Annotated in this window: 22 protein-coding genes; 9 read left to right on the top strand and 13 right to left on the bottom strand. The window is 62.5% G+C overall.

Annotated elements, in window-relative coordinates:
* Positions 1 to 4: 4 nt before the first annotated feature.
* Positions 5 to 883, bottom strand: coding sequence for a hypothetical protein (locus tag AUL39_RS06610; RefSeq protein WP_201783927.1), 879 nt, complete (start codon positions 881 to 883; stop codon positions 5 to 7).
* Positions 884 to 1,108: 225 nt separating this feature from the next.
* Here AUL39_RS06610 and AUL39_RS06605 point away from each other — a divergent pair, with 225 nt between their 5' ends.
* The 4 genes from AUL39_RS06605 to hisS all read left to right on the top strand — a co-directional run bounded on the left by AUL39_RS06605 (position 1,109) and on the right by hisS (position 4,659).
* Positions 1,109 to 1,900 (top strand): hydrolase, encoded by a 792-nt coding sequence (locus AUL39_RS06605; protein WP_070807568.1) that lies wholly within the window; start codon positions 1,109 to 1,111, stop codon positions 1,898 to 1,900.
* Positions 1,901 to 2,104: 204 nt separating this feature from the next.
* A complete protein-coding gene (locus AUL39_RS06600) occupies positions 2,105 to 2,722 on the top strand; it encodes a hypothetical protein (protein WP_059054781.1) in 618 nt (205 codons plus the stop codon).
* Positions 2,709 to 3,233, top strand: a complete 525-nt coding sequence (locus tag AUL39_RS06595; RefSeq protein WP_059054780.1) for a hypothetical protein — start codon at positions 2,709 to 2,711, stop codon at positions 3,231 to 3,233. Before AUL39_RS06600 ends, AUL39_RS06595 begins: the two co-directional genes overlap by 14 nt.
* A 109-nt stretch (positions 3,234 to 3,342) precedes the next feature.
* On the top strand, positions 3,343 to 4,659 hold the full coding sequence (gene hisS, locus AUL39_RS06590) for a histidine--tRNA ligase (RefSeq protein ID WP_059054779.1): 1,317 nt from the start codon (positions 3,343 to 3,345) through the stop codon (positions 4,657 to 4,659).
* A gap of 234 nt (positions 4,660 to 4,893) precedes the next feature.
* Here hisS and AUL39_RS06585 read toward each other — a convergent pair whose 3' ends face one another.
* A complete protein-coding gene (locus AUL39_RS06585) occupies positions 4,894 to 5,625 on the bottom strand; it encodes a PrsW family intramembrane metalloprotease (protein ID WP_059054778.1) in 732 nt (243 codons plus the stop codon).
* Positions 5,626 to 5,955: 330 nt separating this feature from the next.
* On the bottom strand, positions 5,956 to 7,335 hold the full coding sequence (locus AUL39_RS06580; protein ID WP_059054777.1) for a Na+/H+ antiporter NhaC family protein: 1,380 nt from the start codon (positions 7,333 to 7,335) through the stop codon (positions 5,956 to 5,958).
* A 182-nt stretch (positions 7,336 to 7,517) separates the two neighbouring features.
* Between AUL39_RS06580 and AUL39_RS06575 the strand changes: the two genes are divergently transcribed.
* Positions 7,518 to 8,459, top strand: coding sequence for a LysR family transcriptional regulator (locus AUL39_RS06575; protein WP_059054776.1), 942 nt, complete (start codon positions 7,518 to 7,520; stop codon positions 8,457 to 8,459).
* Positions 8,460 to 8,536: 77 nt separating this feature from the next.
* Here the strand turns inward: AUL39_RS06575 and AUL39_RS11645 are convergent, their stop codons facing one another.
* From AUL39_RS11645 to AUL39_RS06545, 6 genes are all read right to left on the bottom strand, one after another.
* Positions 8,537 to 8,812 (bottom strand): DUF4160 domain-containing protein, encoded by a 276-nt coding sequence (locus tag AUL39_RS11645; protein WP_059054775.1) that lies wholly within the window; start codon positions 8,810 to 8,812, stop codon positions 8,537 to 8,539.
* Positions 8,812 to 9,078 carry a hypothetical protein gene (locus tag AUL39_RS06565; RefSeq protein ID WP_059054774.1) on the bottom strand — a complete coding sequence of 89 codons (267 nt, stop codon included), beginning with the start codon at positions 9,076 to 9,078 and terminating at the stop codon, positions 8,812 to 8,814. Before AUL39_RS06565 ends, AUL39_RS11645 begins: the two co-directional genes overlap by 1 nt.
* 191 nt (positions 9,079 to 9,269) lie before the next feature.
* Positions 9,270 to 10,487, bottom strand: coding sequence for an ABC transporter permease (locus AUL39_RS06560; RefSeq protein ID WP_059054773.1), 1,218 nt, complete (start codon positions 10,485 to 10,487; stop codon positions 9,270 to 9,272).
* Complete coding sequence (locus AUL39_RS06555) at positions 10,484 to 11,245, bottom strand: ABC transporter ATP-binding protein (protein WP_059054772.1); 762 nt, start codon at positions 11,243 to 11,245, stop codon at positions 10,484 to 10,486. Before AUL39_RS06555 ends, AUL39_RS06560 begins: the two co-directional genes overlap by 4 nt.
* Position 11,246: 1 nt before the next feature.
* Positions 11,247 to 12,647, bottom strand: a complete 1,401-nt coding sequence (locus AUL39_RS06550) for an efflux RND transporter periplasmic adaptor subunit (protein WP_059054771.1) — start codon at positions 12,645 to 12,647, stop codon at positions 11,247 to 11,249.
* Between the two features lie 519 nt (positions 12,648 to 13,166).
* Positions 13,167 to 14,522 carry a dicarboxylate/amino acid:cation symporter gene (locus AUL39_RS06545; protein ID WP_059054770.1) on the bottom strand — a complete coding sequence of 452 codons (1,356 nt, stop codon included), beginning with the start codon at positions 14,520 to 14,522 and terminating at the stop codon, positions 13,167 to 13,169.
* Positions 14,523 to 14,840: 318 nt separating this feature from the next.
* Between AUL39_RS06545 and AUL39_RS06540 the strand changes: the two genes are divergently transcribed.
* Together AUL39_RS06540 and AUL39_RS06535 are read left to right on the top strand one after the other, a co-directional pair.
* On the top strand, positions 14,841 to 15,755 hold the full coding sequence (locus AUL39_RS06540) for an RluA family pseudouridine synthase (RefSeq protein ID WP_235810782.1): 915 nt from the start codon (positions 14,841 to 14,843) through the stop codon (positions 15,753 to 15,755).
* A gap of 143 nt (positions 15,756 to 15,898) precedes the next feature.
* Entirely contained in the window at positions 15,899 to 17,494 is a 1,596-nt protein-coding gene (locus AUL39_RS06535) for a 4Fe-4S dicluster domain-containing protein (RefSeq protein ID WP_059054769.1), read from the top strand.
* Between the two features lie 224 nt (positions 17,495 to 17,718).
* On the opposite strand, the gene AUL39_RS06530 is transcribed toward AUL39_RS06535, so the two are convergent.
* The gene (locus AUL39_RS06530) at positions 17,719 to 18,027 is read right to left on the bottom strand and encodes a hypothetical protein (RefSeq protein ID WP_059054768.1); all 309 of its coding nucleotides are present in this window, start codon (positions 18,025 to 18,027) and stop codon (positions 17,719 to 17,721) included.
* A 277-nt stretch (positions 18,028 to 18,304) separates the two neighbouring features.
* Between AUL39_RS06530 and AUL39_RS06525 the strand changes: the two genes are divergently transcribed.
* Positions 18,305 to 19,147, top strand: coding sequence for a nitroreductase family protein (locus tag AUL39_RS06525; protein WP_059054767.1), 843 nt, complete (start codon positions 18,305 to 18,307; stop codon positions 19,145 to 19,147).
* Between the two features lie 391 nt (positions 19,148 to 19,538).
* Here AUL39_RS06525 and AUL39_RS06520 read toward each other — a convergent pair whose 3' ends face one another.
* Positions 19,539 to 20,525 carry a D-isomer specific 2-hydroxyacid dehydrogenase family protein gene (locus tag AUL39_RS06520; protein WP_059054766.1) on the bottom strand — a complete coding sequence of 329 codons (987 nt, stop codon included), beginning with the start codon at positions 20,523 to 20,525 and terminating at the stop codon, positions 19,539 to 19,541.
* A 557-nt stretch (positions 20,526 to 21,082) separates the two neighbouring features.
* On the opposite strand from AUL39_RS06520, the gene htpG reads away from it, so the two are divergent.
* Positions 21,083 to 23,053 carry a molecular chaperone HtpG gene (gene htpG, locus AUL39_RS06515; RefSeq protein ID WP_059054765.1) on the top strand — a complete coding sequence of 657 codons (1,971 nt, stop codon included), beginning with the start codon at positions 21,083 to 21,085 and terminating at the stop codon, positions 23,051 to 23,053.
* 16 nt (positions 23,054 to 23,069) lie between these two features.
* On the opposite strand, the gene AUL39_RS06510 is transcribed toward htpG, so the two are convergent.
* Together AUL39_RS06510 and AUL39_RS06505 are read right to left on the bottom strand one after the other, a co-directional pair.
* Entirely contained in the window at positions 23,070 to 24,089 is a 1,020-nt protein-coding gene (locus AUL39_RS06510; RefSeq protein ID WP_070807567.1) for a LysR family transcriptional regulator, read from the bottom strand.
* Position 24,090: 1 nt separating this feature from the next.
* Entirely contained in the window at positions 24,091 to 25,074 is a 984-nt protein-coding gene (locus AUL39_RS06505) for a 3'-5' exonuclease (RefSeq protein WP_059054764.1), read from the bottom strand.
* Positions 25,075 to 25,148 lie beyond the last annotated feature (74 nt).

The following is a 25,148-nucleotide window of genomic DNA, read 5'->3' as shown; positions in this document are numbered from 1 at the left end:
CCGCCTATTCGCGTTGGCGCTTCTTGTCCTCTCGCTTTGCCTCCATCTCGTCAAGACGGCGCTCGTTCTCTTGGTACTGCTCTTGTGGCACTGGCCTTACGTGCAGGCCTTCCGCCCAGTTGCCGCTCTCGTTCCTCTTGAGGTGTCGGTAGCCAATTACAGAGAAGACCAGCGCGCCGGCAAAGTTCACGAGCAGGTCCTTCATGGTGTCGATGAGCCCAATGTCCAGGTATCCGTTGATGGTCGTCGTGTTGCCGGCGGCGGTGGTAATGGCGGTTGTCGCAATGTCGTGTATCTGGACGCGGTTCCCTTCGTTTGCAGGGTCAAGTGCCACAGAGGAGATGCTTGTGACAAAGGTGTCCTTCTGCATGTCCATTCCCAGGAAGGTGTCGAAGCCAAACTCAACGAACTCCCACAGCACGCCGATGGTCATCGAGAAGCAAAAGGCAACAATTGTCACGTAGATGGGGGAGAGGCTGATGTTTTTGCTCGAACGGTTAAGGAGGTCAACAAGGGAGAATCCTATGGCAGCGCACAGAAATCCGTTGAGCGTGTGCAGGACGGTGTCCCAGCCGGGAATCAGCACGTAGTAGTGGTCGATCTCGCCGAGAATCTCTGCGGCAAAGATGAACGTGTAGATGATTGCCTGGAATAGGCCGGGTATCTCGATGTGTGCCTTGTCCTCCACGATGGAAGGTACCAGAAAGAGGACAAGCACCAGGATTGAGATGGCCACGCCTTCCCAGCGCTGGGTCATGATGCAGCGGATGAGTGTGAGGAGGACGAGCACCCTGAGAATCGAATAGAGGATGAAGGTGCGACGGTTGAGCGCTATGCGGTCCTTGAGGCGTCGCACAAACGCCCGGAGCTTGCTCATTGCCATGCGTGCGTCCTTTCACGGTTCAATATGTGATGAAAATTATCGTAGTCCACCCAAGGTTTGTTCAGGGACGAGAAGGTCATCCTCTGCCTTGCTAATCCTCGACAATCATCATGGACGTGCCGAGAAATGCTGGAGCCCGTGAACGACAAGCGCATTCGATGGGTAACATCCGGTTGCACGATTTCGCGTATGGTGCCAACGAATGCCTCACGAGGGGGTACATCCATGGAAGACAACGTCTCAGAGCCCATCGTGGTCCCTACGACTGCGAAGAAGGAGGCCCCAATCATTCAGGCCAGGCTGCGCCACAAGATTCTCAAGATGCCGGAGGAAGCCTGGAAGGCGAGCGGTATCAGGATATTTGGCCGCAAGATTCGCGCGCTTGTCTACACTACCGATCTCGCGGTCATCAAGAATTGCGATGCTGACGCCGTCTTTGCGGTCTACCCCTTCACTCCGCAGCAGTCCATCTCCGAGGCTATCATCGACGCCTCGAGCATCCCAGTATTCTGCGGCATCGGCGGTGGTACCACGCGTGGCGTTCGCACGGTTACGCTTGCGCACGACGTGGAGTGCCAGGGAGCCATGGGCGTGGTACTCAACTCACCTATCTCGAACGTCAACCTCCGTGCCGTCTCCCTTGCCATTGATATTCCCACGGTCATCACCGTGGTGAGTGCCGATACCGACATCGCTGCACGTATCGACGCCGGTGCGGCCATCATCAACGTCGCTGGCGGCAAGGACACCCCGGCCATCGTGAGCAAGATTCGCGAGAAGTTCCCTGACGTGCCCATCATCGCGTCGAGCGGTGGCACGGAGGAGTCCACGCGCGCCACAGTCGAGGCCGGTGCCAACGCTATTACGTACACCCCGCCTGCGCCAGCCATTCTCTTCAAGCAGATGATGGCCCAGTACCGCAGTCCCACATCCACTGCAGAGCAGCCCCAGCACACCGCGCTCGAGGTGCTTCAGGCCGCAGGTCTCTGGCACGACCAGCACGACCAGCAGCTGTAAACCAAACCACATTGGCTGGCTCGCCCTTCGGGGCAGCTATCTGGAAAGGTCGGGGGCATCGCCCCCCGACCTTTTCAGCTTTCGCGTAACGTCGTGCCCATGGGATGGTGTGAGACCGTAGGGGGGTTCCGCGACCCATCGTGGGGAAGACTCTTCCGCAAGGCGGCGTCACGGCGTCGCGCAGGCGGAAGAGGGGAGTCTCACATGCGCGAGGAGACATCGACCGAAACCAAGCAGGTCCCAACGGAGGTCCTGTCGGACGAAGCGGTTGCCGCTTCGCGAGTGGCGCGCTGGTGGAGGCGCCCCGTCGCTGCAACATCTCGCACCTCCAAAGCCGTCTGCATGCTCGCAGCGGCGTTTGCCCTCACAGCAGTCTTGGGCGTAACCCCGTCGAGGGGTGTCGCCGAGGAGCTAGACCACGCGGGGGCTATCCAAGAGGAGGCGCAAGGGGAGTCTCTTCCCAGTGAGGGGTCTTATCAGCAGGCCTTTGAGCAGGATGACTCCGATAACCGCAATGCGACGCAGGCCGTGGCAACCGTACCAGACCCCATTGAGCCCCACATGCAGCCCACGGTGGATTCGTCAACGTCTCTCTCGCTTGCTGCTGCCTATGTCTCAGAGGAACAGGGCGAGTCCGCGGATGGCTCCGGCGACGATGACGCAACGAGCAAAGACGCAGCCAGCGAGCTCAACGGCGAGGTCCTCACCTCTACGAGCGTTGGTGCAGTCGTTCAGGTGGGCGCTGGCGAGTCCCTTGCGGCACGGGGGGTCGACCATCATCTCGCTTACCCCCGAGGGATCCTCTGCGTTGAGCGTAGCTGACGGTGGTTCTGCAGGCGTCACGGCTGCCTCGACGCTCTCTGTGCGCGGAGTGAACTCCACTGCGCTTGCATGTGCTGGCACGGGCTCCGTTGCCCGCTTGAGCGACTCGTCTGCCTATGCCTCTGGCGAAAACTGCACCGCTATCGCCGCATCTGATGGCGCAGCCGTCTCGATGGAACGCGGAAGCCTTGAGGCCACGTCGGGTACCGTGGTGCACGTAGAGGGGTCCGGCAGTAACGTCTCGCTTGCCGACGTACAGATTCTCTCGACAGGCTCCCTTGCTGAGCTCTGCGGCACCGCGACCCTCTCGCTTGACGGCGTCACCTTCGCAAGTTCGCATGCGGCGGCAATCTACGTTACCGCTGGCATGCCAACCTTGCGGCTCACCAATGGATCCGTCGTGCGAGGGACCATCGTGATTGCGAATGGTGCGGACCTCGACATCCAGACCGACGCAACCTCGCGCATCGACGGTCGCATCGTGTACCTCTCTGCCGCGAACGTCGCGTAGTCCTTGGGCGCTATACTTGCAACCCGAACATGGTCGCGGAAGGCGGCGCTTGGATGCGCCGTTCGTGGCCGCGACCAGATGCGCCCGAGCGGCGCGGAAGGAGCATCACATGGCACAGCGGGTTCAGGGAACCGAGGACCTCTTTGGCGGCTACATGCGCGCCTGGCAGCACATGCAGGACGTGGCGCGAGACCTCTTTGGCGCATACGGCTTTGACATGGTCGAGACACCTGCAATCGAGCAGGTAGACACCTTTGTCCACGGCATTGGCGAGTCCACGGATGTCGTGCGCAAGGAGATGTTCCGCGTGGTCTCCGGTGCGCTCTTCGAGAACCTGTTCGAGCAGGGTTCTGAGGCAGGCCTCAAGCCCAAGCAGCGCCTTGCCATGCGCCCCGAGGGGACGGCCGGCGTGGTGCGTGCTGCCGTGGAGAACAACATGGTGCCCCAGGGCGCTGCGCCCGCAAAGCTTTGGTACGCCGAGGCCATGTTCCGTGGCGAGCGACCCCAGAAGGGCCGTCTGCGCCAGTTCCACCAGGTGGGTGTCGAGTGGCTGGGCGCCGCGGACCCGGCGGCGGACGCCGAGTGCATCATCATGCTCATGGAGTACTACAAGCGTCTTGGCTTCGACCCCTCTCGCCTTAAGCTCTCCATCAACTCGATGGGCGATGCCGCGTGCCGTCCCGCTTATCGCGAGAAGGTGCGCCAGTTCATTCTCGACCACGCTGACGAGATGTGCGAGGACTGTCTCGAGCGAGCGGAGATCAACCCGCTGCGCAGCTTCGACTGCAAGAACGACCACTGCCGCGAGGTCATGCGTGACGCACCGCTTGCCAAGGACAACCTCTGCGACGATTGCGCCGAGCACTACGCACAGGTAAAGCGCTACCTTGATGCGGCAGGCGTTACCTACGTCGAGGATCCCACGCTCGTGCGCGGCCTTGACTACTACACGCGTACGGTCTTCGAGGTAGAGGCCGTGGACGGTGGCGTTGGCGCCATCGGAGGCGGTGGCCGCTACGACGGTCTCATGGAGCTCGAGGGCGGCAAGCCCACGCCGGGCATCGGGTTCGCTGTGGGCTTCGAGCGCATTGCGCTTGCGCTTGCAGCGCAGGGCGGCTCGCTCGAGACGCCCCAGCCTGGATGCGTCTACGTGGCAGGGACCTCGGCAGACGAGCGCGAGGCGGTCTTCTCGGCTACGCTTGCGCTGCGTCAGGCGGGCGTGCGTACCGAGGCCGACTACCAGGGCCGTTCGCTCAAGAGCCAGTTCAAGCAGGCCGACAAGCTCGGGGCGCGTGTCTGCGTGGTCATTGGGCCAGACGAGGTAGCTGCCAATGCGGTGACCCTTCGCGACATGGAGACGCACGAGCAGACCCAGGTTCCCGCTGCAGAGCTTGTCTCTGCGGTGACTGCGCGTCTGGCCAAGTAGCGCGGCTGCGACGCATTTCTTGGCCCGTTAGGCTGTGCCCTCCGGCGTCTACTGGCACGGAGGGCACATTCCTTCTCGCGCTCCGTGGCCTGTCTGGTCTCCCCCGTGCACCTTCGCAGAGAATAGCTCCTTTTCTTAAACGACAGTCGCGTTTCCCCAGGTTGTGAGAATCAGTTATAAGAAATGGAGCTATTCTCCGCTTGCGAGGAGCTGCGAGAGGAGAGATGCGTCACCCTACGCGAAGCGCTTGTCGTGCTTGGCAGCCGACCGCACCACGAGGAACACAATCACATAGATCAGGGCAACTACCAGGAGAAACGTCCCATCTCCGTAGTCAGCCAGCGTTGCCGTGGCATCGTAGAGCCCGTGCAGCAGGGCTGAGAGCGCAAAACCAACGACAACGCACAACGCGGACCCAATGCGATGACCGCGAACCGCAAGGCACTTGGCCTCTCCGTAAAGCATGCCAAACAGCACGGCAAAGCCCATGTGAGCGGGAATGGCCATGACCGCTCGGCTCATGAGCACGCCCGTACCGTAGTCGAGTCCGTACATGACGTTCTCCATACCGGCAAATCCCAGCGAGGTGAAGACCGCATACACCACGCCGTCGTAACGGCAGTTGAATGCGGGGCTGTTCCATGTGGCGCGACTCATGAGGATGTACTTGCACGCCTCCTCGATGACGCCTACCACCACAAAGTCCGAGAGCAGCTCAAAGCCCAGGGTGTTCTCGTCAAGGCCGGACAAGAGGCCAAAGACTGACATCCCTACCTGCTCGAACACACCGGCGAGAAAGGCAGCCAGCACTCCCCGTAGAATCAGGCGCGAGAGAAGCCCCGACGGCTCCTTCTCCAGGGGGTCGAGGTAATAGACGTAGCGCATGAGAGCAACAGCCGGCCCAATGGCCAGGATGAGAAAGAACAGCAGGTAGAGTGTGAAGCCGTTTGCCAGGAGAAAGAACATGGAGAACCTTTCCGCGAAAACTATGCTGGATGGAAGGTTACCCCATTGCTGCGGGAATGCGCTCTTCGGCGAGAAACCGGCGCCGGAGGGCGCTTCTCGTACGGGATGGCTGCGGCAACGTGCCCTCCGGCGCCAAAACGGCGCCGGAGGGGCCATCTTGTATGGGATTCCGTCGGAAACCCCTGCTCGGGCGTCAAATCGGCGCCGGAGGGCGCGTTTTGGCAGGGAGTGCGCACGAAACCCTCGCTGCGGCGCCGGCCTGCGAGCCGGCGTCAACCTGTAGGGCCGCCGTCAGCCTGTGGAGCCACCGTCATGCCGACGCCTCCGTCCCTACGCTGCGGCGCGGATGCGCCGCACGTCGTCGGCAGGCGTGAGGCCCAGAAGCTGTGCCGGCCTGCTGTCGGGGAACTCCGGGCGCCTGCGCTGCCAGACGCTTATCGCCAGGGTCCACAGCGGCAGAAGGTAGCAGAACGTTGCCGTCACAATGCTCAGCGCCGGTGCGCCCACGCTCGAGAGCACTGCCACGTTGGAGATGGACCACGGCACAAGCGGGCTCACGATGACCACGCTGTTCTCGAGGTCAAGCGCCAGGGCGCTTCCGTTGTTCTCGGTGCGGCGGCACAGCTGGTCGGTGAGCATGATAGCAAGCGTCTGGTTGCACGCGACCATGCACGAGACCACGCTTGTGGCAAGCACGCCAATGAACGGGGTGGACTTGCGCGAGAAGCCCGTGACCAGCCCAACGGCACCGTCGAGCAGGCCAGTCTTCTTGAAGATGCCCGCATAGGTGGAAGAGATGGCCACCACAAGCGTCACGTTGGCCATCGAGACAACCCCGCCTCCGTCGATGAGCGGCGCCACCGCAGGGTCTGCGACGTGGTAGCCAAAGACGAGGAGCTGCGGCAGCTCGGCAGGCGAGACGCCCTGCACTCCAACGCATACCATGCACGCGGCACCCAGGCTCGCCGCCATGGCCACCAGCACGTTCACGTGGGCAAGCGAGAGCGCAACAACCAGCACTGCAGGAAGGATCGCCAGCCAAGAGAGCGAGAACTTATCGGCAAGCGCTGCCGCAACGCCCGCGGCATTGGCGCCTCCCTTTGCCTGCATGCCCATTGCGAGATACGCCACGCAGGCAACGAGAAACGGCACGAGTCCGGTCCGCAGCATTCGACGAACGTTGTCGTAGAGGCTCGTGCCCGTGAGCTTGGACACCAGGATGGCGCTTCCCGAGAGGGGAGAGCAACGGTCGCCAAAGTAGCAGCCGGCAAGCACCGCACCGCCCGTGGCCAGCTCGTTTGCGCCCATTGCGTGCGAGACGGCCATGCAAATCACGCCCATCGTAGCTGCCGTGCCGAAGGCCGTGCCCATGAGCAGCGACATAAGGCAGCAGAGGAGAAACGCCGCAAGCACGGCGGCGGACGGCTGGATGAGCGACGAGGACCAGCTCACGATTGCCGCAATCGTGCCGGAGGCGCGCCATGCCGCGGCAAGTGCGCCGGCAACCACAAAGAGGGCGAGCATGGAAGCTACCGAGCGCATGGACGACGCACCTGCGCGAAGCAGTTCGGGAAGGCGGACCCTGCGGCGTATGCCATAGGCAAGGAAGAGTGCAAGGCCGGCGGCGAGAATCGCCACCAGGGGGATGCTCATGGCTGTGCCGGCTACGAGCATTCCTGCAAATACCCCAAGCGTTGCCGTCTCTGCCATGTCCCTCGTCCTTCTCAGCGTTTCCTTCCAAGGCACGAGAAACACTATGGACACATGAGAACCAAGTCAAACTGATTTATATGGTATGAATCACCAAATGAATTTGTAATATGGACTCAGCTGGAAAAACGCACAGCGGCAGGGCTGCCGTGTGCATGAATTGCGATGAGGGATGCTGAGCCGTGAACTTTCAGACCATGGACTACTTTGTTGCCGTTGCCGAGGAACGCAGCTTCACGCGTGCCGCTGCTCTCATGCACGTGAGCCAGCAGACCCTCTCGGCAAGCGTTGCCGCCGCCGAGCGCGAGCTTGGGGTTCGGCTGGTAGAGCGCACGGTCCCGCTTACGCTCACCTATGCGGGGGAGGAGTTTCTCGGCTACGCTCGGCGCTTCCAGGCCGAGCAGCGCACCATGGGTCAGGAGTTCCGCGACATTGCGCACAACGACCGGGGCAGGATTCGCGTGGGTGTAACGGCCACGCGCGGCCACATCATCATGCCGCGCGCCATTGCCATGTACCAGCGCGCGCACCCTCACATATCCATTGCGCTCTTTGAGGGCGAGAACGACGAGCTTGTGGACGAGCTGGGGGAAGGTCGTCTCGACATGGTGGTGGCGACCGTTGCGGAGCGCATGCCTGGGCTTGTGGTGCACCAGCTCTTTCGCGAGGAGGTCGTGCTCATCGTGGCACGGTCTCTCCTCGAGGATCTCTATGGCGAGGAGGCGGAGGCCGTGGCCGAGGAGTGCGAGGCTACGGGGTCGATTGCGGGGCTTGCCGCGTGCCCGTTCTTGATGATGGGCGAGAAGGACGTCCCAGGTGAGTTTTCGCGCCGCAAGCTCGCCGAGGCGAGTATCTCACCCGAGGTCCGCGTGGTGTCGAAGAACTCCGAGACGCTCATGGCCCTGTCGCTGCGCGGTGTGGGTGCGTGCTTCGTGCCTTCGGAGCTTGTCGCCACCACCTTTGCAGACCCCGCCGCGGCGGGCATGCGCGTCATTCATCTGGGGGAGGAGATGAGCTATCCGCTCTCGGTGGCGTGGCGCTCGTCAGCCCATGTGTGGTCGGCCATTCTCGGCTTTGACCAGGTGCTTCGCCAGCAGTTTGCCGATGGCTCGAGGATGACGTAAGCGCAGGTCGATACAGATTCGCCATACGAATGCATTGCAACGCCGAGGGCTGCGACTTGCAATGGCTGACCTATTTTCTACTGATAGAAGCGAGGCTCAATACCCTCGTAAAACTCCACCCATTTGCTAACGATGTAGGTGTGGTTCTGGACGATAAATCTTTGAATGTCTCGAAGGTCGCTCTTCGAGAGACCCCCTGGTCGGGCAACAATACAACCGCCGTCTCTGGTTAACCAGAATTTGGCGTCGCCATCCGCTGGGCGTCTTACGCCAACATGCACATGGATTGGCTCGTTATTCTCGCCAGCCCAAAAGTACAGCACGAATGTCCCAAAGACGAGAATTTTTGGCATTAGGCAATGTTCCTCTCCTCTGCGTGCCGCTCGGCAATGTCGAAGATGAGAGGGGCATTGTTATGCAAGAAGTCTGCGAGAAACGCAAGCTCGGCCGTCGAGAATCCGTCCACATCCTTCCAGCGGCACTGGGGGAGAAGACAGTCTGCTGAGTCGAGACCGCCGTCTCTGGGTCGCTCGACAACCACGCGAACCGTCCCGTCGGAACGTGTAGCTGAGCAGGCTATTCTCGTCTCGTCATCTAAGCGGGCATATTCCCACAGCATGGCTCTCTCCTTCCCAAGCTATTGAAAGCATACCCAATGTCTTACCGTATTTCCTGACGCCGCCGAATTGCCGCTACGTGCGTCACACATTCGCGCATGAACGTGTGACGCACGCAGGTCGATACAGATTCGCCATACGAATGTGTTGCGGTAACCAAGGCGGCGTGTCGCCAGTTGGGGGTGGACCAGCGCTACTGGTATCGCAGCGACTCCACGGGATCGAGACGCGCAGCGCGCCAGGCGGGATAGAACCCAAAGAGCACGCCGATGCCAACGCAGATGCCGCTGGCGAGACCAACTGCCGTCGGAGAGATGACGGGCGTCACCGACATCCCGCCTATCTCACTCGACAGACTGGCAAACTGCGCGAGAACGTTGGCGCCGGCATATCCCAGGATTATCCCAAACGCGCCGCCCACCAGGCACAGCGTGATGGACTCCAGCAGGAACTGCCACGTGATGTCTGCGCGGCGCGCGCCCAGTGCCTTTCTCAGCCCTATTTCGCGAATCCTTTCGGTGACGTTGGTGAGCATCATGTTCATGATGCCAATGCCGCCAACCACAAGCGACACGCCTGCCACGCAGGTCATGAGCGCCTGGAACGCGCCCATCGTCGAGTCGAGCTGCTCGATGACCGAGGCCATGGTCGTGACGCCGATGTAGTAGCTGGATCCATCGGGGCTCGAGGGATCCTCCTCCGGCAGGTTGAAGTAGCTCCTGAGGTGGGACTCCGTCCGCGCGGCAATGCCGTCCATGTCGGTGCCCTCGCGAGCAAAGCCGATGATCTGGCTTACGCCCGAGTTACCGCTCATGCGCTTCTGCATGGTAGAGAGCGGCACGAAGGATTGCCCGCTCATCATGCCCGAGCCCCCAACCACGCCCACCACGGTGTAGTCGTCGTTGCCAATGTGCACGCTTTGGCCCACTGCCGCGTCCTCCGACCCCCACATGCGGTTGGCTATAGTCTGATCAAGCAATATGACCCGCGAGCCAGCGCCCTCCTCGCTCTGCATGATGAGGCGCCCGGCAATGGCCTTGGTACCCATTGCCTCGAAGTAGTCGGGCTCCACGCCCAAGAGCGTTCCCTGCTCCTCGGTTACGCCGTTCGAGATCGTCCCCGAGTTGTAGGATGCCACGGTTATGAACTCGTAGTCGTCGGACATCCCTGCTTCAAGTGCGTCGATGTCATCCATCGTGACCTCACGACCAGGCCAGCAGTCGATCATGACCGTGCGTGACTGGGAAAGTCCCAGCTCGCCCACGAGCGACGCCTTGACGCCGTCTATGAGCGCTGTCATGGAGATGACGGCAGCGATGCCAATGACAATGCCCAGAATTGTGAGCAGGCTTCGCCCTCGGTTTGCCTGGATGGCCGAGAAGGTCTCGTAGAAGAGGTCTCGGATTCTCATGCGCTCGTCACCTCCTGCGTGCCCACGAGCGCCTCTCGCTCTCGCTGGGCAAGCGACGCCACGTAGGCACGCTCCTGCTCGTCCGAGAGAAGCCGTCCGTCTCGTATGTGCACCACGCGGTCCGCCCAGCCTGCGACGCTCGAGTCATGCGTGATGAGCACTACGGTCTTGCCGCGTTCTTGCATGCGCCTGAACGTCCGCATGACCAGCTCTCCGGTGGCGGAGTCGAGGTTTCCCGTAGGTTCGTCAGCAAGGATGAGCGCAGGGTCGTTTACCAGCGCGCGGGCAATGGCCACGCGTTGCATCTGGCCGCCGGAAAGCTCGTTCGAGCGGTGGGTGTAGAGGCTCTCGGGAAGGCCTACCTCTGCAAGAGCCTGCCACGCCCTCAGCTCGCGATCGGCGGTGGAACCCCTGCTGTAGACCAAGGGAAGCATCACGTTTCGAAGCACCGTGGCACGTGGGAGCAGGTTGAATGACTGGAAGACAAAGCCAAGCCGCGTGGAGCGCACATGTGCCAGCTCGTCGTCGGTGAGCTTTGAGACGTCGATGCCCTCGAGGAGGTAGAGTCCGGACGTGGGGCGGTCGAGGCAGCCGAGGATGCTCATGAGCGTGGACTTGCCCGAGCCGGAAGGGCCCATGATGGCGAGAAACTCGCCGCGCTCGACGTCCAGGCTCACGCCGCGAAGCGCTGGCGTGAGGCCGGCGGCCGACGAGTAGATGCGACAGACCTTCTCGGCGTGGATGACGTGGGAGGCCATACTAGGCCGCCGAGCTCGAGGAGGATGCCTCGCCGGTCATGGTGTCCGCGCCTGTCTCGGCGCCTCCCTGCATCACGCCTATCACGACCTCGTCGCCTTCGGCAATGTCACCCTCGACGGCCGCCATGGTTCCGTTGGATGCAAGCACCGTGATGTGTCTTGCCTCCGTTGTGGGGAATCCGGAATCGTCCTGCCCGGTAACAACGCCCACCATGGCCTGGTCCCCCTCGCCGTCTACGGCGCTCAGCGGCAGCATGAGCGCGTCGGGGATGTCCGTCGAGGAGATGGTGACGCTTGCCGTCATGCCTGGCTTGAGCGACGGGTCCGGGTTGGGGATGAGAAGGTCGACGGCATAGGTGACCACGTTTCCGCCGTAGCCGGGGATGGCACCTTGGGCATCCGAGGAAGAGACGGTCGCAATGCGGGTGACCGTGGCGTCAAGCTCCACGTTTGGAAGTGCCGAGAAGGTCGCCCGCGCCGCCTGCCCAACGGAGACCTTCGAGATGTCCATCTCGTTCACCTGCACCGAGACCGTCATCTGCGAGAGGTCTCCAATGGTGATGAGCGCGCCCGAGGACCCGGCGGCAGACGTTGCCGTGGCGGCGGCACCGGCACCCGCGCCGGAACCCACGGCCGCGCCCTCGACGGCGTTCATGACCACAATCGTGCCCGAGGCCGGTGCCGTGACCGTGCGCTTGCCTGCGGTGGCAACGGCGTCGTCGTAGGCGGACTGTGCGGTCTCGAGCGAGAGCTGCGCAGCGTCGACAGCATCGGCGGCAGAGTTCACCGTGGCGAGGTCCGTCTGGTCCGCGTAGTAGGCGTTGTAGGCGGTGGTGTAATTCTCCTTGGCTGAGGAGAGCTGGGTCTTTGCGGAGCGCAGCTGGATGTCCGCCTCGCGCACCGCCTTGTCCAGGGAGTCGTTGCGGATGGTGAGGAGGGTGGTGCCCTCCTCGACGTAGTCGCCTTCGCTCACGAACACCTCGGAGATGATGCCGTCCACTTCGGGCGTTACCACAACGGAGTTCATGGGCTGGACGTTGCCGGATGCCTTGACCTCGTCGGTAAACTCGCCGCGCATGACCGGCGTGGTCTGAAGCGAGGGCTCCTCGGGGGCGTTCGCACTTTGCTGAGAAGTCACGGTCCAAACGAGAACAGCAACAACTGCGCAGGCGGCAACGACACCAACGATGATGTTCCTGCGGCGGCGCTTCTTGCGGTGGGCGAGAAGGCTTGCCATCGCGTCGCGGGTGTCCTCGTCCTCCTCGGCGCTCTCGCCAGGCAGGGGAGGCGGTGCGGTGGGAGAGTCCCCAGAGATGACGGGGAGGCTGTCGAGCGGATGGGCTTTCGGCGTTGTCTTGTCGGGTTCGCCGAGGTAGTTGGTGTGGTCGGTCTCCTGGGACATGCGTCCTCCTCGCCCTTGTGTGCCAAACGGGTGGTGCCGGGGTGCCGCCGAGCCTGTGGTGCCGAGTTAGTGACGGTGTCATGCCTGTTCAACGCGCTTGTGGAAATGATACCGGGGCATCGCCATCAGGAACCTATCGGCAAGCTTACGATTCTGTAAGCGGCGCTTGTGCCTGCGGACGGGCGAGACGGTAGGCACGGGGGCTCTCATCCCATCGGCTGGAGTTTGCGGCCAATAGGCAGGGCTTTTCAGTCCCGAAGGCCTATTGCCTCTCAATTATTGAACGTTATTTCTTCTAAGAATGACATTCTCCCAGTTGCTGTTAGGATTTCTCGGAATATCGCGCAATAAAACCTTGCCAGCAAGGCAACATCGAGTCGCGCACGGCTCTTGCCCCGCAGCTAACGCTCGCCCAACAGCCTGTGGGCCACGAGTGGCTAGGCAAAAGGGGCACACAAAACGGGCTTCCCAATGCCCATGCGGCACCGGGGAGCCCGTGGAGACGCTGTCACAGAAGCGCTACGCCGCGCTTGCCTGGCTCGTATTCTTGAGTCCAAACGAATCCTCACCGTCGTAGACGCTGCGGTCTACCAGGCCCTCGCCGGCGGCCACGATAAGCGAGGCCTCTGCCGCGCCAAGCACGTTGGTTGCCGTGCGGCCCATGTCCACGATGGAGGAGATGGGCGCGACAAGGGCTATGGTCTCCACGGGAAGCCCCAGCGCTGCCAGAAGCGCCGTGGCGGTGATAGTTGCCGTGCCAGGCACGCCCACGGTGCCAATGGAGACGACAAGCGTGAGCAGGACGAGGAAGCCGTACTGGACCGGCGTGAAGGGGATGCCCAGCGCGTTGATCGCGAAGACCGCCACGAGCGTTGGCCACATACCGGCGCAACCGGGCATGCCAAGGTTTGCCCCAAGGCCGGCGGTGAAGCTGGCCACGTCCTCATCAACGCCCAGGTTCTGCGTGAGCGAGCGAATGGTCACGGGCAGCGTGCCAATGCTGCTCTGCGTGGTGAAGGCGGTCACGGCAGCGGGGGCCATGCCCTTGAGGAAGCGCACCGGGCTAAGATGACCCACCCAGGCCACGAACGCAGACTCGACGCCAAAGAACTGGATTGCCAGGACCACGTAGGCAACGGCCAGCACGCCAAGCAGCGGCACGAGCTGGGTGACGTCGGCGCGGCCAACTGCGCGGCCAATGAGCGCCACCACGGCGTACGGCGTGAACCCAACAACCCTGCTTACGGTCTCGCCCAGGACCTTGTTGCCGGCGTCGATGAACGCCTTGAACGGCCGCACGTCGACCTTCTCGCCATCCTGGCGCTCTGATGCAAGCCGGTTGTACGCCAGTGCGACGATGATCGCAAAGACGATGATGGGCACAACTGCGTTGCTGGTCCACGCGGCGGCGAGGTTCTGCGGGAAGAGGCCCACGATGGTATCGGTGACGGTGGGGACCTCCTTGGCCTCGTAGGTTACGCCGTCAAGCGAGAAGCCCGTTCCCACGCCCAGGGGCAGCGCGATGGCAAGCGTGAGGAGCGTCGCCGTGAGCGTGTTGAGCACGAGGAAGACCACCGATTTCACGCCGATGCCCTTGAGATGCACGAGGTCCGCCAGGTTGGTGACGCTCGAGATGATGCTAAAGAGGAGGAGCGGCACCACAAGCGCGGAGATCACGTTTGCGTAGATGGTGCCAAAGATTGCGTAGTACGAGAAGCCCTGGCCAAACGCGACGCCAATGACTATGCCGAGTCCGGTCGCGATGAGGGTGCGCACGCCAAAGCCAACCTTGAACTTGCGCTTGAGCGTGGCGAGAAGGGCGAACGCCACAATGGTTGCGACGAGTGCCCAAAGTGCCGTGATGTCGATCTGCATGGGGTGTTACCTTCCGACGTGTCGTATGCGTTCCAAGTGGGGGATGCGGGCAAGCTGCCTCGCCGTGCTGGTTTCGCTACACATTCGGTGACAGATGATGACCATGATGCGCTCCTCAATCTCTAGTGCGTTGGTAGGATATTGGTATGGTCGTGCATCGGCGCTTCCGGTACAAGGCTGGGTGTTACAGCGTTTTCCGACAACTGGCGTTCGGAAATATGGGGGAGCGAGGTCTAGCGGAGAGGGCGCTGCTCCCCAGCGCGTTGGCTGACGTAGAATACCCGCGCAAGCGTCAGCAAGAGTAGTGAGAGGTGCTGTGTGCCATTGGAGACAGAAAAGTTCGTGCGCTACGAGTTTCTCGGCGAGAAGGACGACGCCTCGCGGCTTGAGTTCCGCGCGCTTGAGGACTGCTCAGCGCTCGACCTGGCACTCTCCACGGGGATGTCGCGGCGCTCTGCCGCCCGCGCGTTCCAGGGCGCTGAGCTCACGCGTGGGGGAGAGGCGCTTGCGGCGTCCTCGCGTCTGGCTGTCGGGGATGTGGTGGACGTTGCCCTCGCGCGGCAGGCAGCCATGCCTACGCCACCGGACGTGCCATCTGCCACCATTATCTATCAGGACTCCGTTTGCCTTGCTGTCGAGAAGCCCGCAGGCATCCTCGTACATGGTGACGGTACCTGCGCACCCACGCTCACGGATCGCGTGCGCGTCTCGCTTGCGCGCCAGGGCGTGGCAGCTAATCCCCAGGCAGTGCAACGCCTGGACGTCGATACCACGGGGCTTGTGCTCTTCTCGCTGGCCGAGGAGTTCCAGCCTGCGTTTGACGCTCTCGTGGCCGGACATGCCATGCGCAAGCGCTATCTCGCCGAGGTGAGCGGTGCCTTCCCGGGAGACGTGACCGCCATCGAGAAGCCCATCGGTCGCGACCGCCACGATGCGCGCCGCATGCGTGTGTGCCGCCCCGGACAAGGTCAGCCCGCGCTCACGCGAGTGCGCGTGCTCGAGCGGCGTGGCAACCGCACGCTCCTTCTCGTTGAGCTGGGAACGGGGCGCCGACACCAGATCCGCGTGCACCTCTCGTCTCTGGGATTTCCCATTGTGGGAGACACACTCTACGGCGGTAGGAGAGACCCGCGCGGACTCATGCTGCATGCGCTTGAGGAGGAGTTCGACCATCCGGTGAGCGGTGCGCACGTGCTTCTCCGCACGGAAGTCCCGGAGAGGTTCCGGGCGTAGCGAGGCAACACACGCCCGTTCGACTCATGCAACGAGGACAAGGTTGCGCGATACTGTTGATGAAGGGGACGCCGCCCACGTGACGGCGTGACGCCGTTTGCAGTGCGGCGAGAAAAAGGGACGAGAAGCGAGAGGATCCACCTATGGCTGACACCATGCGTGGCGTGTACACTAACCTGACGGAAATCAGGCGCAACGTCTTTTGCGAGGTCGCGAAGATCGCCTACGAGGGCGGCGATGACCAGGCGAAGAAGCTCGACGAGCTGCCCTACAAGATCATCCCTGGTGACGTGGCAACCTACCGCGAGAGCGTGTTTCTCGAGCGCGCCATCGTGGGCGAGCGCATCCGCCTCACGCTGGGCCTGCCGCTGCAGGGCGTCGACCGCCCCGAGCAGCTCTCCGATGGCCTTGCCGAGGCTGCAAAGCCCGAGACCTACTACCAGCCGCCCCTCATCAACATCATCAAGTTTGCCTGCAACGCCTGCGAGGACAACGTCTACCGCGTGACCAACATGTGTCAGGGCTGCCTTGCGCACCCCTGCCGCGAGATATGCCCCAAGGGCGCCATCACCTTTGTGGACAAGAAGGCCCACATCGACCAGGAGAAGTGCGTCCACTGCGGGCAGTGCGCCAAGGTCTGCCCGTACCACGCCATTCTCCACAAGGAGCGCCCCTGCGCCTCCGCCTGCGGCATGCATGCCATTGGTTCCGACGAGCACGGACGCGCGCAGATCGACTACGAGAAGTGCGTCTCGTGCGGACAGTGTCTCATCAACTGCCCGTTTGGTGCCATTGCCGACAAGAGCCAAATCTTCCAGGTGATCCAGGCCATCAACGCGGGCGACGAGGTCATTGCCGCCGTGGCGCCGGCGTTTGTCGGCCAGTTTGGCGGCAAGGGCAACGTGGGCAAGCTGCGTGAGGCCTTCCACCAGCTGGGATTCTCCGGCGTCGAGGAGGTGGCGCTTGGCGCAGACCTTTGCACCATCCAGGAGGCGGATGACTACCTGAACGAGGTCCCCGAAAAGCTTCCCTTCATGGGCACCTCGTGCTGTCCCGCGTGGTCGGTCATGGCAAAGAAGGAGTTCCCCAAGTACGCCAACTGCATCTCCATGGCGCTTACGCCCATGACGCTCACGGCGCGCATGATCCGCACCCAGCATCCGCACGCCAAGATCGTCTTTGTGGGCCCCTGCGCCGCAAAGAAGCTCGAGGCCATGCGCAAGTCCATCAGGAGTGAGGTGGACTTTGTGCTCACCTTCGAGGAGATGGCGGGCATGATGGAGGCCAAGCAGATCGACTACCTCTCGCTGGCTGACGACAACAAGAGCGACTTCGACGTGGCCTCTGCGGACGGTCGCGGGTTTGCCGTTGCGGGAGGCGTAGCCACCGCCGTTGTCAACGCCATCCACCGTCGCTACCCCGACCGCGAGGTCAACGTGGCCAATGCCGAGGGCCTCGAGGACTGCCGCAAGATGATGAAGGACGCCGTGTGCGGCAAGTACCCCGGCTACCTGCTCGAGGGCATGGCGTGCCCGGGTGGTTGCGTGGCCGGCGCCGGCACGCTGCAGGCCATCAAAAAGTCTGCCGCGGCGGTCAAGCGCTATGCCAAGCGCTCGCCGCACGAGAACGCCACCGAGAACGCATACCGCGTGCTCATCCCGGCGCTTGCCGAGGAGGGTGGCGTGGACACTGAGGTCGAGGAGACCTTCGAGGCCCAGCGCCCGGTTGCGAAGGAGTAGGCGCGGCTGGGGGCGCTCTTCGCGCAAGGCCCCCGGAAACCTGCGGGTTAATAGCATCGTGCCGAGAAGGACCAAGCTCCCTAGCTGCGGTTCTTCTCGGCACTGTCTTCTTGCGACTGCTATTAAGCCGCAGGTTTGGCAGGGGTGCAGGCATTTCCTCCTTTGCACACAAAACGGCCCCGTTGGCAAACGCCAACGGGGCCGCAATGCTCTTAACGGCAGAGTTACGCGGACTTCTCACCCTTGACCGAGGCATAGAAGGTTGCCTGGTCAAACACGTCCTTGATGGTCTTGCCATGGACAAAGGGGAGCGTGAGGAACTCGTCAACCGTGTCGACAAGCTCACTGCAGTCGACGAAGTGGTTCTTGGAGTTGCGTCGCAACGTATCCTGTGCGCGCCACGCTTCAAAGTTGACGTCTGTGAGGTAGTAGACGGCCGACCCAACCTTCATGTACACCGAGTGGTTTCTATGGAGGTAGTCGGCCAGATCGTTGTAGCTGATATCGAGCGCCTCTGCCGCTTTCTTTCCCATGGCATGTCCTTTCGCCGAACGACCATGACCTGCATAGATTGACTATATCCCCGTTGGCCCAGAGTTAGTCCCGCGTTTGGATAATGTTTCCTTCTCGTCGGCAAGCGATTGTTTCTCCAAATAAGCAGCAGCTCGAAAGGGGTGTGCATACACCGCCCACCCAATTGGTTGCGGTTGCCGGAGCCCATTGTGTAATGCGTGCGATAGCATAGTGGGGAATGCGCAGAGTCTGGGCGCCTTTCGGCACCCGTTTGAGGCTTGATGAAGGAGCGCTGCCATGGAAGCAAGCGAGGCCGGTGTTCTTGCGTCTGCGTGCGAGCGGCGTCGCACCGTGCGCACGTTTGACGGAACGCCGCTCTCGCCAGAGGCGTGCGAGCTTCTGGAGACCCTGGCATCCAATGACGAGAATCCCTATCGCATACCGGTTGAACTGCGGCTTATTGATGCGGAGAAGTTCGGTGCTACAAGCCGGGTGATTCGCGGGACCAGCTGGTACATTGTTGGCTCTCTCCCGCGCTGCGTACATGCCGAGGAGGCCTTTGGCTACGTGGTCGAGCGCTTGGTCCTGGCTGCGACGGCGCACGGCCTGGGGACGGCATGGCTTGCGGGTACCATTGATCGGCCCGCCTTCGAGCACGTGGTGGGTGTTGACAGGGACGAGAACCGCATCATGCCGGCGGCCATCGCCGTAGGCACGCCGGCGCCGCGCGCTTCGGCACTTGAGCGAGTCATGCGCTCGAAGCTCCATGCGGACGAGCGTGCCCCGTGGAACACCCTGTTCTTCCAGGGCGACCTTGCACATCCTATGGCCTCGCCGGATGCGTGTGATCCTGCGATTTCGGCCGCGTTCAGCTGCGTGCGGTTGGCGCCCTCGGCGCAGAACCTCCAGCCGTGGCGGCTCGTCTGCTCGGACGGGCGCATCGACCTCTTTGAGGATCGCACGCTGCCACTTAGGTCCATCGGTGACGTGCAGCTCGTTGACATGGGGATTGCCATGCTCCACCTTAAGGCGGGCCTCGCCAGGCGTGGCGTGCATGGCACGTGGTCATTCGACGGGCCGGTGGCTGGTGCGGCCGGTGCGGACGCCTCCGCCACCTACATTGCTACCATCAGTTATTAGACACAAATCGCATCAAGTGTCGTTTACTTCTCGCACCACGGGGTAGATAATTCATCGAAACAAAGGTTAGCTTCGAGGCACGGCTCGGGGCTCGAGTGAGGGAGGCGATACCGATGGGCAGCGAAGACGAGATACATTCAAACCTGTCTGCGGCCGCCAACCCAAGGCACGCCCGTTTGTAGGTCCCGGGAGGGCCAGCAACGCGAAGCGTAAGTCGCATCAAGGGCGCTAGCAACCTGGCGGTTCACAGACAGCAGCTCTACAGGTTGCGATAGCAGAGGAGCGATACCACCCTAATAGCCCAAGGGAAGTCCACATGACATGAGGAGGGCCGGCAGGCCAAGAGACGCCGGCCCTCTGTTTTTTTGGCTGTTGTCGGCAAATGCACCTGCTAGTGGCGCACCTCAAAGGGCGTCTTCTCTCCACGCTCGAAGGCGAGAAGTGCGCTTGCGGAGTTGCGGATCATGGCCTCCACGTCCTCGGCGGTGTAGAACGCCATATGCGGAGAGACGATCACGTTGGGGAAGGCCATGAGGACCGAGCGGTCTCGGTTGGGAAGCACGTCTCGGCTGCGATCCAGGTAGTAGAGGTCCTCCTCGTGCTCAATGGTGTCAAGCGCCGCCGCGCCCACCTGGCCGGACTCCACCGCCCCCACCAGCGCCTGTGTGTCGATGAGCATGCCGCGCGCCGCGTTCACGATGGTTACGCCTCGCTTCATCTTGGAAAAGGCCGCGGCGTCGATCATATGGCGGTTCTCGGGCAGGCCGGGCGCGTGGAGCGTGATTGCGTCGGACTCGGCGTAGAGGGTGTCAAGGTCAACGTAGGTGGCAAGTTTTGCGACCTCGGGGTTGGGATAGGGGTCATAGGCAAGGAGCCTGCAGCCAAAGCCCGCGAGATGCCTCACGACCGTGGCGCCAATGCGTCCTGTGCCAATGACGCCCACCGTGGAGGTGGAGATGTCCTTCCCCAGCTTGCCATGAAGGCCAAAATCCTGCGCGAGGGACTGGCGCGAGAGGAGCTTCACCTTGCGCTGGGCCATGAGCAGCAGCATGATGGCGTAGTTCGCCACGCCTTCGGGCGGGTAGGGGGCGTTCGCCACGCGCATGCCCAGCTTGTAGGCGTGTGCTACGTCGATGTGCTCGTAGCCGATGGTCCTGGTGGCGAGGTTCTTGATACCCTCCTCGTGGAAGGCGTCGAGAAGATCTGCCGGCATGGGGTTGGTGATGATACAGAGCGCGTCATACCCGCGGGCCAGGCCTACGTTATCGAGGTTGGGGTACTCGGACGTCCAGCCGTACTCGAATCCCATCTCCCGCGCGCATGCGTCAAGATAGCCCAGCTCGTCGTACTCGCGCAGGGCATAGGCAAAGAGCTTCATGTTGGTTCTCCTTAGGTCATGCTGAGTGCGGCTCCATGGTAGCCGCCGTGGTTGTGCGGGCGCCGCTCGGCAGGCAACGCGAAACATGCCGGTCAAATGGGTGTGCCGTCAGTTCGACAGGTGCGGATCGGCGTCTCGTCCCTTCTGGAGTGAGCGCTGACGTTGTCGGGCAACTTTCGGACAGAATTCGCGCTGGGCAAGGAGCAAAACGTCCGATTTTTGCCCCATGGTTTTCCGAAGCCAACTCGGATGCCCGAGTGGGGCAGGCTTGGAGCTTCGACAGGTGTTGGAACTACGCACGGCTGAGGGCGAGAAGGACAAAAGCCCAGCAATCCACAAAGCTTAAACGCGACCGTGCGTAGTTCGGGGCCCGGGGTGTGCGGACCGCATGCCCCGGGCCGGCGGAAACGCAGACGACTCGTCCTTCTCGCCTATCAACCTGCACACAGAGAAAATCTCAGCGCGTATGCAGTAGATTTTCGGCCCTTAGGGGTTTATCGCCCCCGGTGGTGGGTAACTAGATAAACGTTGGCTTGTCTCAAGGGAAAGAAGCGCACATGAAGCAATTCAAGACAGAGTCCAAGAAGCTCTTGGACCTCATGATTAACTCGATCTACACCAACAAGGAGATCTTCCTGCGCGAGCTCATCTCCAACGCGTCGGACGCCATCGACAAGCTGAGCTTCGAGAGCCTCACCAACCCAGACGTCCACGTTGACCAGGACTCGCTTGCCATCCACCTTGCCTTTGACAAGGATGCGCGCACCATCACGGTGAGCGACAACGGCATCGGTATGACCAAGGACGAGCTGGACAAGAACCTGGGTACCATCGCCCACTCTGGCTCGGAGGCCTTCAAGGAGGCAAACGCCGAGCACCAGGGCCAGGACATGGACATCATCGGCCAGTTTGGCGTGGGTTTCTACTCCGCCTTCATGGTTGCCGACAAGGTCCGCGTGGTGAGCCGCGCCTATGGTGCGGACGAGGCCTTTGCCTGGGAGTCTGACGGCCGGAGCGGCTACACCATCGAGCCTGCCGCTGAGGGAGAGCGCTCGGGCGAAAATGACCACGGCACCGACGTGACGCTCTACCTGCGTCCCTCGACCGAGGAGGACAACACCGACCGCTTCCTCTCCGAGTGGGGCCTGCGCGACCTTGTCACGCGCTACTCCAACTATGTGCGCCATCCCATCCAGATGATGGTCACCAAGAGCCGCGAGAAGCCCAAGCCCGAGGACGCCGGCGACGACTACAAGCCCGAGTACGAGGATTACCAGGAGCTTGAGACCCTCAACTCGATGACCCCCATCTGGAAGAAGCGCTCGAGCGAGGTCAAGCAGGAGGACTACGACGAGTTCTACAAGTCGACCTTCCACGACTGGGAGAAGCCACAGCGTACGATCAGCTTCCACGCCGAGGGTGCGCTCTCGTACGACGCGCTGCTCTTCATCCCGTCCGAGCAACCCTTCGACCTCTACAGCAAGGACTACGAGAAGGGCCTGGCGCTCTACTCGTCAAACGTCCTCATCCAGGAGAAGTGCGCCGACCTCTTGCCCGACTACTACAACTTTGTGCGCGGCATCGTCGACTCGCCTGACGTGACGCTCAACATCTCCCGCGAGACGCTGCAACAGAACTCGCAGCTCAGGGCCATAGCACGCCGCATCGAGAAGAAGATTCACTCCGAGCTCGAGGACATGCGCGACAACGACCGCGAAGGCTACGAGAAGTTCTTTGGCAACTTTGGCCGCGGCCTCAAGTTTGGCATCTACAACTCCTACGGCTCGAAGGCCGCCGACCTCGCCGACCTGCTGCTGTTCTGGTCGGCCAAGGAGGGCAAGCAGGTCACGCTCAAGGAGTACGTGACGGCCATGCCCGCCGAGCAGGACAAGATCTACTACGCTGCCGGCGACTCCCGCGACCGCCTGGAGAAGATGCCCGTGGTGACCTCCGCCGTGAACCACGGCTTCGACGTGCTTCTCTGCACGCAGGACGTCGACGAGTTCATGTTCCAGTTCATGCGCACCTACCACGTTGACGCTGTGGCGGGCGACTCCGAGCACAAGGGCACCGACGCCCGCGACCTCGAGTTTGCTAACGTCTCTTCCGCGGATCTCGACCTTGCGACCGAGGACGAGAAGAAAGCTGCCGACGAGGCGACCACCGAGCACAAGGACCTTATCGACGAGCTCAAGGGTGACCTGGGCGACAAGGTCACCGACGTGCGCGTGGCGGCCGGCCTGGGTGACGCCCCTGCGACGATTGCCTCCGAGGGCCCGGTCTCGCTCGAGATGGAGCGCGTGATTTCCCAGGGTCCCGAGGCTGCCTCTGCCCCCAAGGCCCAGCGCGTGCTGCAGCTGAACGCTGCGCACCCTGTGTTTGGCAAGCTCGTCGCGGCGCAGGAGGCTGGCGAGAAGGACCGCCTCAAGCTCATGGGTTCCATCCTGTATGATCAGGCGCTTCTCGTCGAGGGACTGCCCATCGACGACCCGGTGGAGTTCGCCAAGAACGTGACCGAGCTCATGTAGGAGTCGGTGGGGAAGCCTACTCGGCGGGGTCGGCCGGTGTCGCTGCGCTTTGCGCCTCACTGGCCGCATCCTTATCATCACCGGCAACCGCCCTCGTGACCTCCTTGGAGGGAACGAGGGCGTTCTTGTCCATGCAGCCCATGATCAGCTGGTTGAGCTCGGCGATGTAGGCCTGCGCGAGGCTTGAGAGCTTGCGCTCGCGGTGCACCACGTAGCCCACGTTCATGACCTCGTCCACGTCGAGCGGGATGGCCACGATGCCGTCGAGCATCTCGTCCGAGCGCACGCCTGTCGAGACGAGAAAACCGTCGTAGCAGCGCAGGAGGCTCGTCATGGTTGCGCGGTCGCTCACGGTGATACGCTGGCGGTGGGGGAGCGACGAGAGCGGCTCCTCGGAGTAGTAGAGCGAGCCCTCGGGGCCCTGCTCGAAGGTGTAGCGCGGATAGTCCTCGAGGTCCTGCACGCGCACGCTCTTGCGGCTGGAAAGCGGGTGCCCCTCACGGACAAAGACGTGCGGGCGCGCCCGAAAGAGCGAGACAAAGCGCAGGTTTGCCTCGTCCAGGCGGCGCCTGAGCACGCGCTCGTTGTAGGTCGAGAGGTAGAGCACCCCGATGTCGCTCCTAAAGGTGCGCACGTCGTCGATCACGTCGGCCGTGCGCGTCTCGCGCAGCGTGAAGTCGCAGGACTCGTCGTGGCGCTTGGCAACAAACTCCGTGAAGGCGTTGACCACAAAGGCATAGTGCTGAGACGAGACGGACAGCTTGCGGTAGGTGTCGTTGCGGTCGCTCTCGTAGTGGCGAATCATGAGATCGGCCTGCTCGACCACCTGGCGCGCGTAGGCGAGAAGCTCCACGCCCTCGGACGTGAGCGTGATGCCCTTGTTCGTGCGGTTGAAGACCTTGACGCCCATCTCCTCCTCGAGCTCGCGGATGGAGGTGGAGAGTGCGGACTGGGAGATGTAGTGGCTGTGCGCCACGGAGTTGATCGACCCGCTCTCCGCAACGGCGATGAGATAGCGCAGCTGCTGCAGGCGCATGTTAGTCCTCCTCGCGCTGGCCGGGGAACATCTTCCGCTCAGAGAACTCGGCCTGCACGGTCGCGAGCATGAGGTCCACGTCCTCGAGGCCCAGGTGGCGCTCCTTTTCGTTCTTGCTCAAGGTGCCGCGGCGGCGGGCCCAGTTCTCGAGCGTGGCGGGGTGGGTCTCGCGGGGAAGCAGGCGCACCTCCGGGTCCACACGGCGGCAGATGTCGCGTGTGTCGATGGGCACGATCTTGCCGGCCTTGCGCGCCTCGGCGTAGCCGTCAACGTTGAGCATGAACCAGGAGTCCTCGAAGGCGGCGTTGTGGGCCATGTAGGGGAATGCCGTGAGCGCGGCGAGAATAGCCTTCTGCATCTTGGGGTTCTGGCGCAGGGGTGGCACGCCCTCGAGGTCCTTCCAGGTGATGTGGTGGATCTCTGAGAGGGGCACGCCCTTCTCGGCGTACATCTCGGGCATGCCGCAGTAGGCGGAGTAGGGGTTGGTGGGCTTGGCCGTGGGGGTGAGGTTCATGAACTCCAGGCCCACGTTGATCACGTAGCCGCGGTCGGGCTCGCGGTCCGAGGTCTCGAGGTCGATGCCTACCACGGCGCCCCATACTGGCGCGTCGATGTAGGCGATGCCCAGGTCTGCGGCAGTGGGGCCAGAGACGCGCGCGACCTCCTCGTCCGTGCGGTGCTGGAGCGTGGCCACGCCGTGGATGAGGTCGGCATCCGAAAGGCGCCGCGCGAGGTTCAAGCCGTTGGTGTTTCTCAGCCGCTCGATGCCATAGCGGTCACAGATGTCGCGGTTCCTGTCGGCAAGGCCTCGTACCAGGTCAAACGAGAAGGGCTCGCGGCCAAGCGGCGCCGCCTTCCAGGCATCGGTCAAGACCTTGATTGCCTCCTCGTTCTTGGAGCGCTCCTGGGTGAGGGAGTCGTCGTCCGTGAGGAAGCCAGGGAAGACAAAGGCGTTTGCCTGCTCGATTGCCTGGGAGAGGTCCATGCTTGCCGCTTTCGCTCCTGGCGGGTGAGGCCCGCGCGTTGTTGCCGTGTTAAGCGTCCGGTGGAACCAGACGG

The organism is Tractidigestivibacter scatoligenes, assembly GCF_001494635.1.
Lineage (GTDB): Bacteria > Actinomycetota > Coriobacteriia > Coriobacteriales > Atopobiaceae > Tractidigestivibacter > Tractidigestivibacter scatoligenes.
The sequence above is the reverse complement of the archived record's forward strand: the minus strand, read 5'-3'. Positions and strand labels throughout refer to the sequence as shown.

Bases quoted from the DNA above. Each gene is read 5' to 3' on its own strand.
- AUL39_RS06605 (WP_070807568.1), top strand. From the start codon at position 1,109: ATGGAAGACAACGTCTCAGAGCCCATCGTGGTCCCTACGACTGCGAAG.
- AUL39_RS06505 (WP_059054764.1), bottom strand. From the start codon at position 25,074: ATGGACCTCTCCCAGGCAATCGAGCAGGCAAACGCCTTTGTCTTCCCT.
- AUL39_RS06580 (WP_059054777.1), bottom strand. From the start codon at position 7,335: ATGGCAGAGACGGCAACGCTTGGGGTATTTGCAGGAATGCTCGTAGCC.
- AUL39_RS06530 (WP_059054768.1), bottom strand. From the start codon at position 18,027: ATGGGAAAGAAAGCGGCAGAGGCGCTCGATATCAGCTACAACGATCTG.
- AUL39_RS06610 (WP_201783927.1), bottom strand. From the start codon at position 883: ATGGCAATGAGCAAGCTCCGGGCGTTTGTGCGACGCCTCAAGGACCGC.
- AUL39_RS06585 (WP_059054778.1), bottom strand. From the start codon at position 5,625: ATGTTCTTTCTCCTGGCAAACGGCTTCACACTCTACCTGCTGTTCTTT.
- htpG (WP_059054765.1), top strand. From the start codon at position 21,083: ATGAAGCAATTCAAGACAGAGTCCAAGAAGCTCTTGGACCTCATGATT.
- hisS (WP_059054779.1), top strand. From the start codon at position 3,343: ATGGCACAGCGGGTTCAGGGAACCGAGGACCTCTTTGGCGGCTACATG.
- AUL39_RS06510 (WP_070807567.1), bottom strand. From the start codon at position 24,089: ATGCGCCTGCAGCAGCTGCGCTATCTCATCGCCGTTGCGGAGAGCGGG.
- AUL39_RS11645 (WP_059054775.1), bottom strand. From the start codon at position 8,812: ATGCCAAAAATTCTCGTCTTTGGGACATTCGTGCTGTACTTTTGGGCT.
- AUL39_RS06550 (WP_059054771.1), bottom strand. From the start codon at position 12,647: ATGTCCCAGGAGACCGACCACACCAACTACCTCGGCGAACCCGACAAG.
- AUL39_RS06535 (WP_059054769.1), top strand. From the start codon at position 15,899: ATGGCTGACACCATGCGTGGCGTGTACACTAACCTGACGGAAATCAGG.
- AUL39_RS06565 (WP_059054774.1), bottom strand. From the start codon at position 9,078: ATGCTGTGGGAATATGCCCGCTTAGATGACGAGACGAGAATAGCCTGC.
- AUL39_RS06545 (WP_059054770.1), bottom strand. From the start codon at position 14,522: ATGCAGATCGACATCACGGCACTTTGGGCACTCGTCGCAACCATTGTG.
- AUL39_RS06520 (WP_059054766.1), bottom strand. From the start codon at position 20,525: ATGAAGCTCTTTGCCTATGCCCTGCGCGAGTACGACGAGCTGGGCTAT.
- AUL39_RS06555 (WP_059054772.1), bottom strand. From the start codon at position 11,245: ATGGCCTCCCACGTCATCCACGCCGAGAAGGTCTGTCGCATCTACTCG.
- AUL39_RS06600 (WP_059054781.1), top strand. From the start codon at position 2,105: ATGCGCGAGGAGACATCGACCGAAACCAAGCAGGTCCCAACGGAGGTC.
- AUL39_RS06560 (WP_059054773.1), bottom strand. From the start codon at position 10,487: ATGAGAATCCGAGACCTCTTCTACGAGACCTTCTCGGCCATCCAGGCA.
- AUL39_RS06525 (WP_059054767.1), top strand. From the start codon at position 18,305: ATGGAAGCAAGCGAGGCCGGTGTTCTTGCGTCTGCGTGCGAGCGGCGT.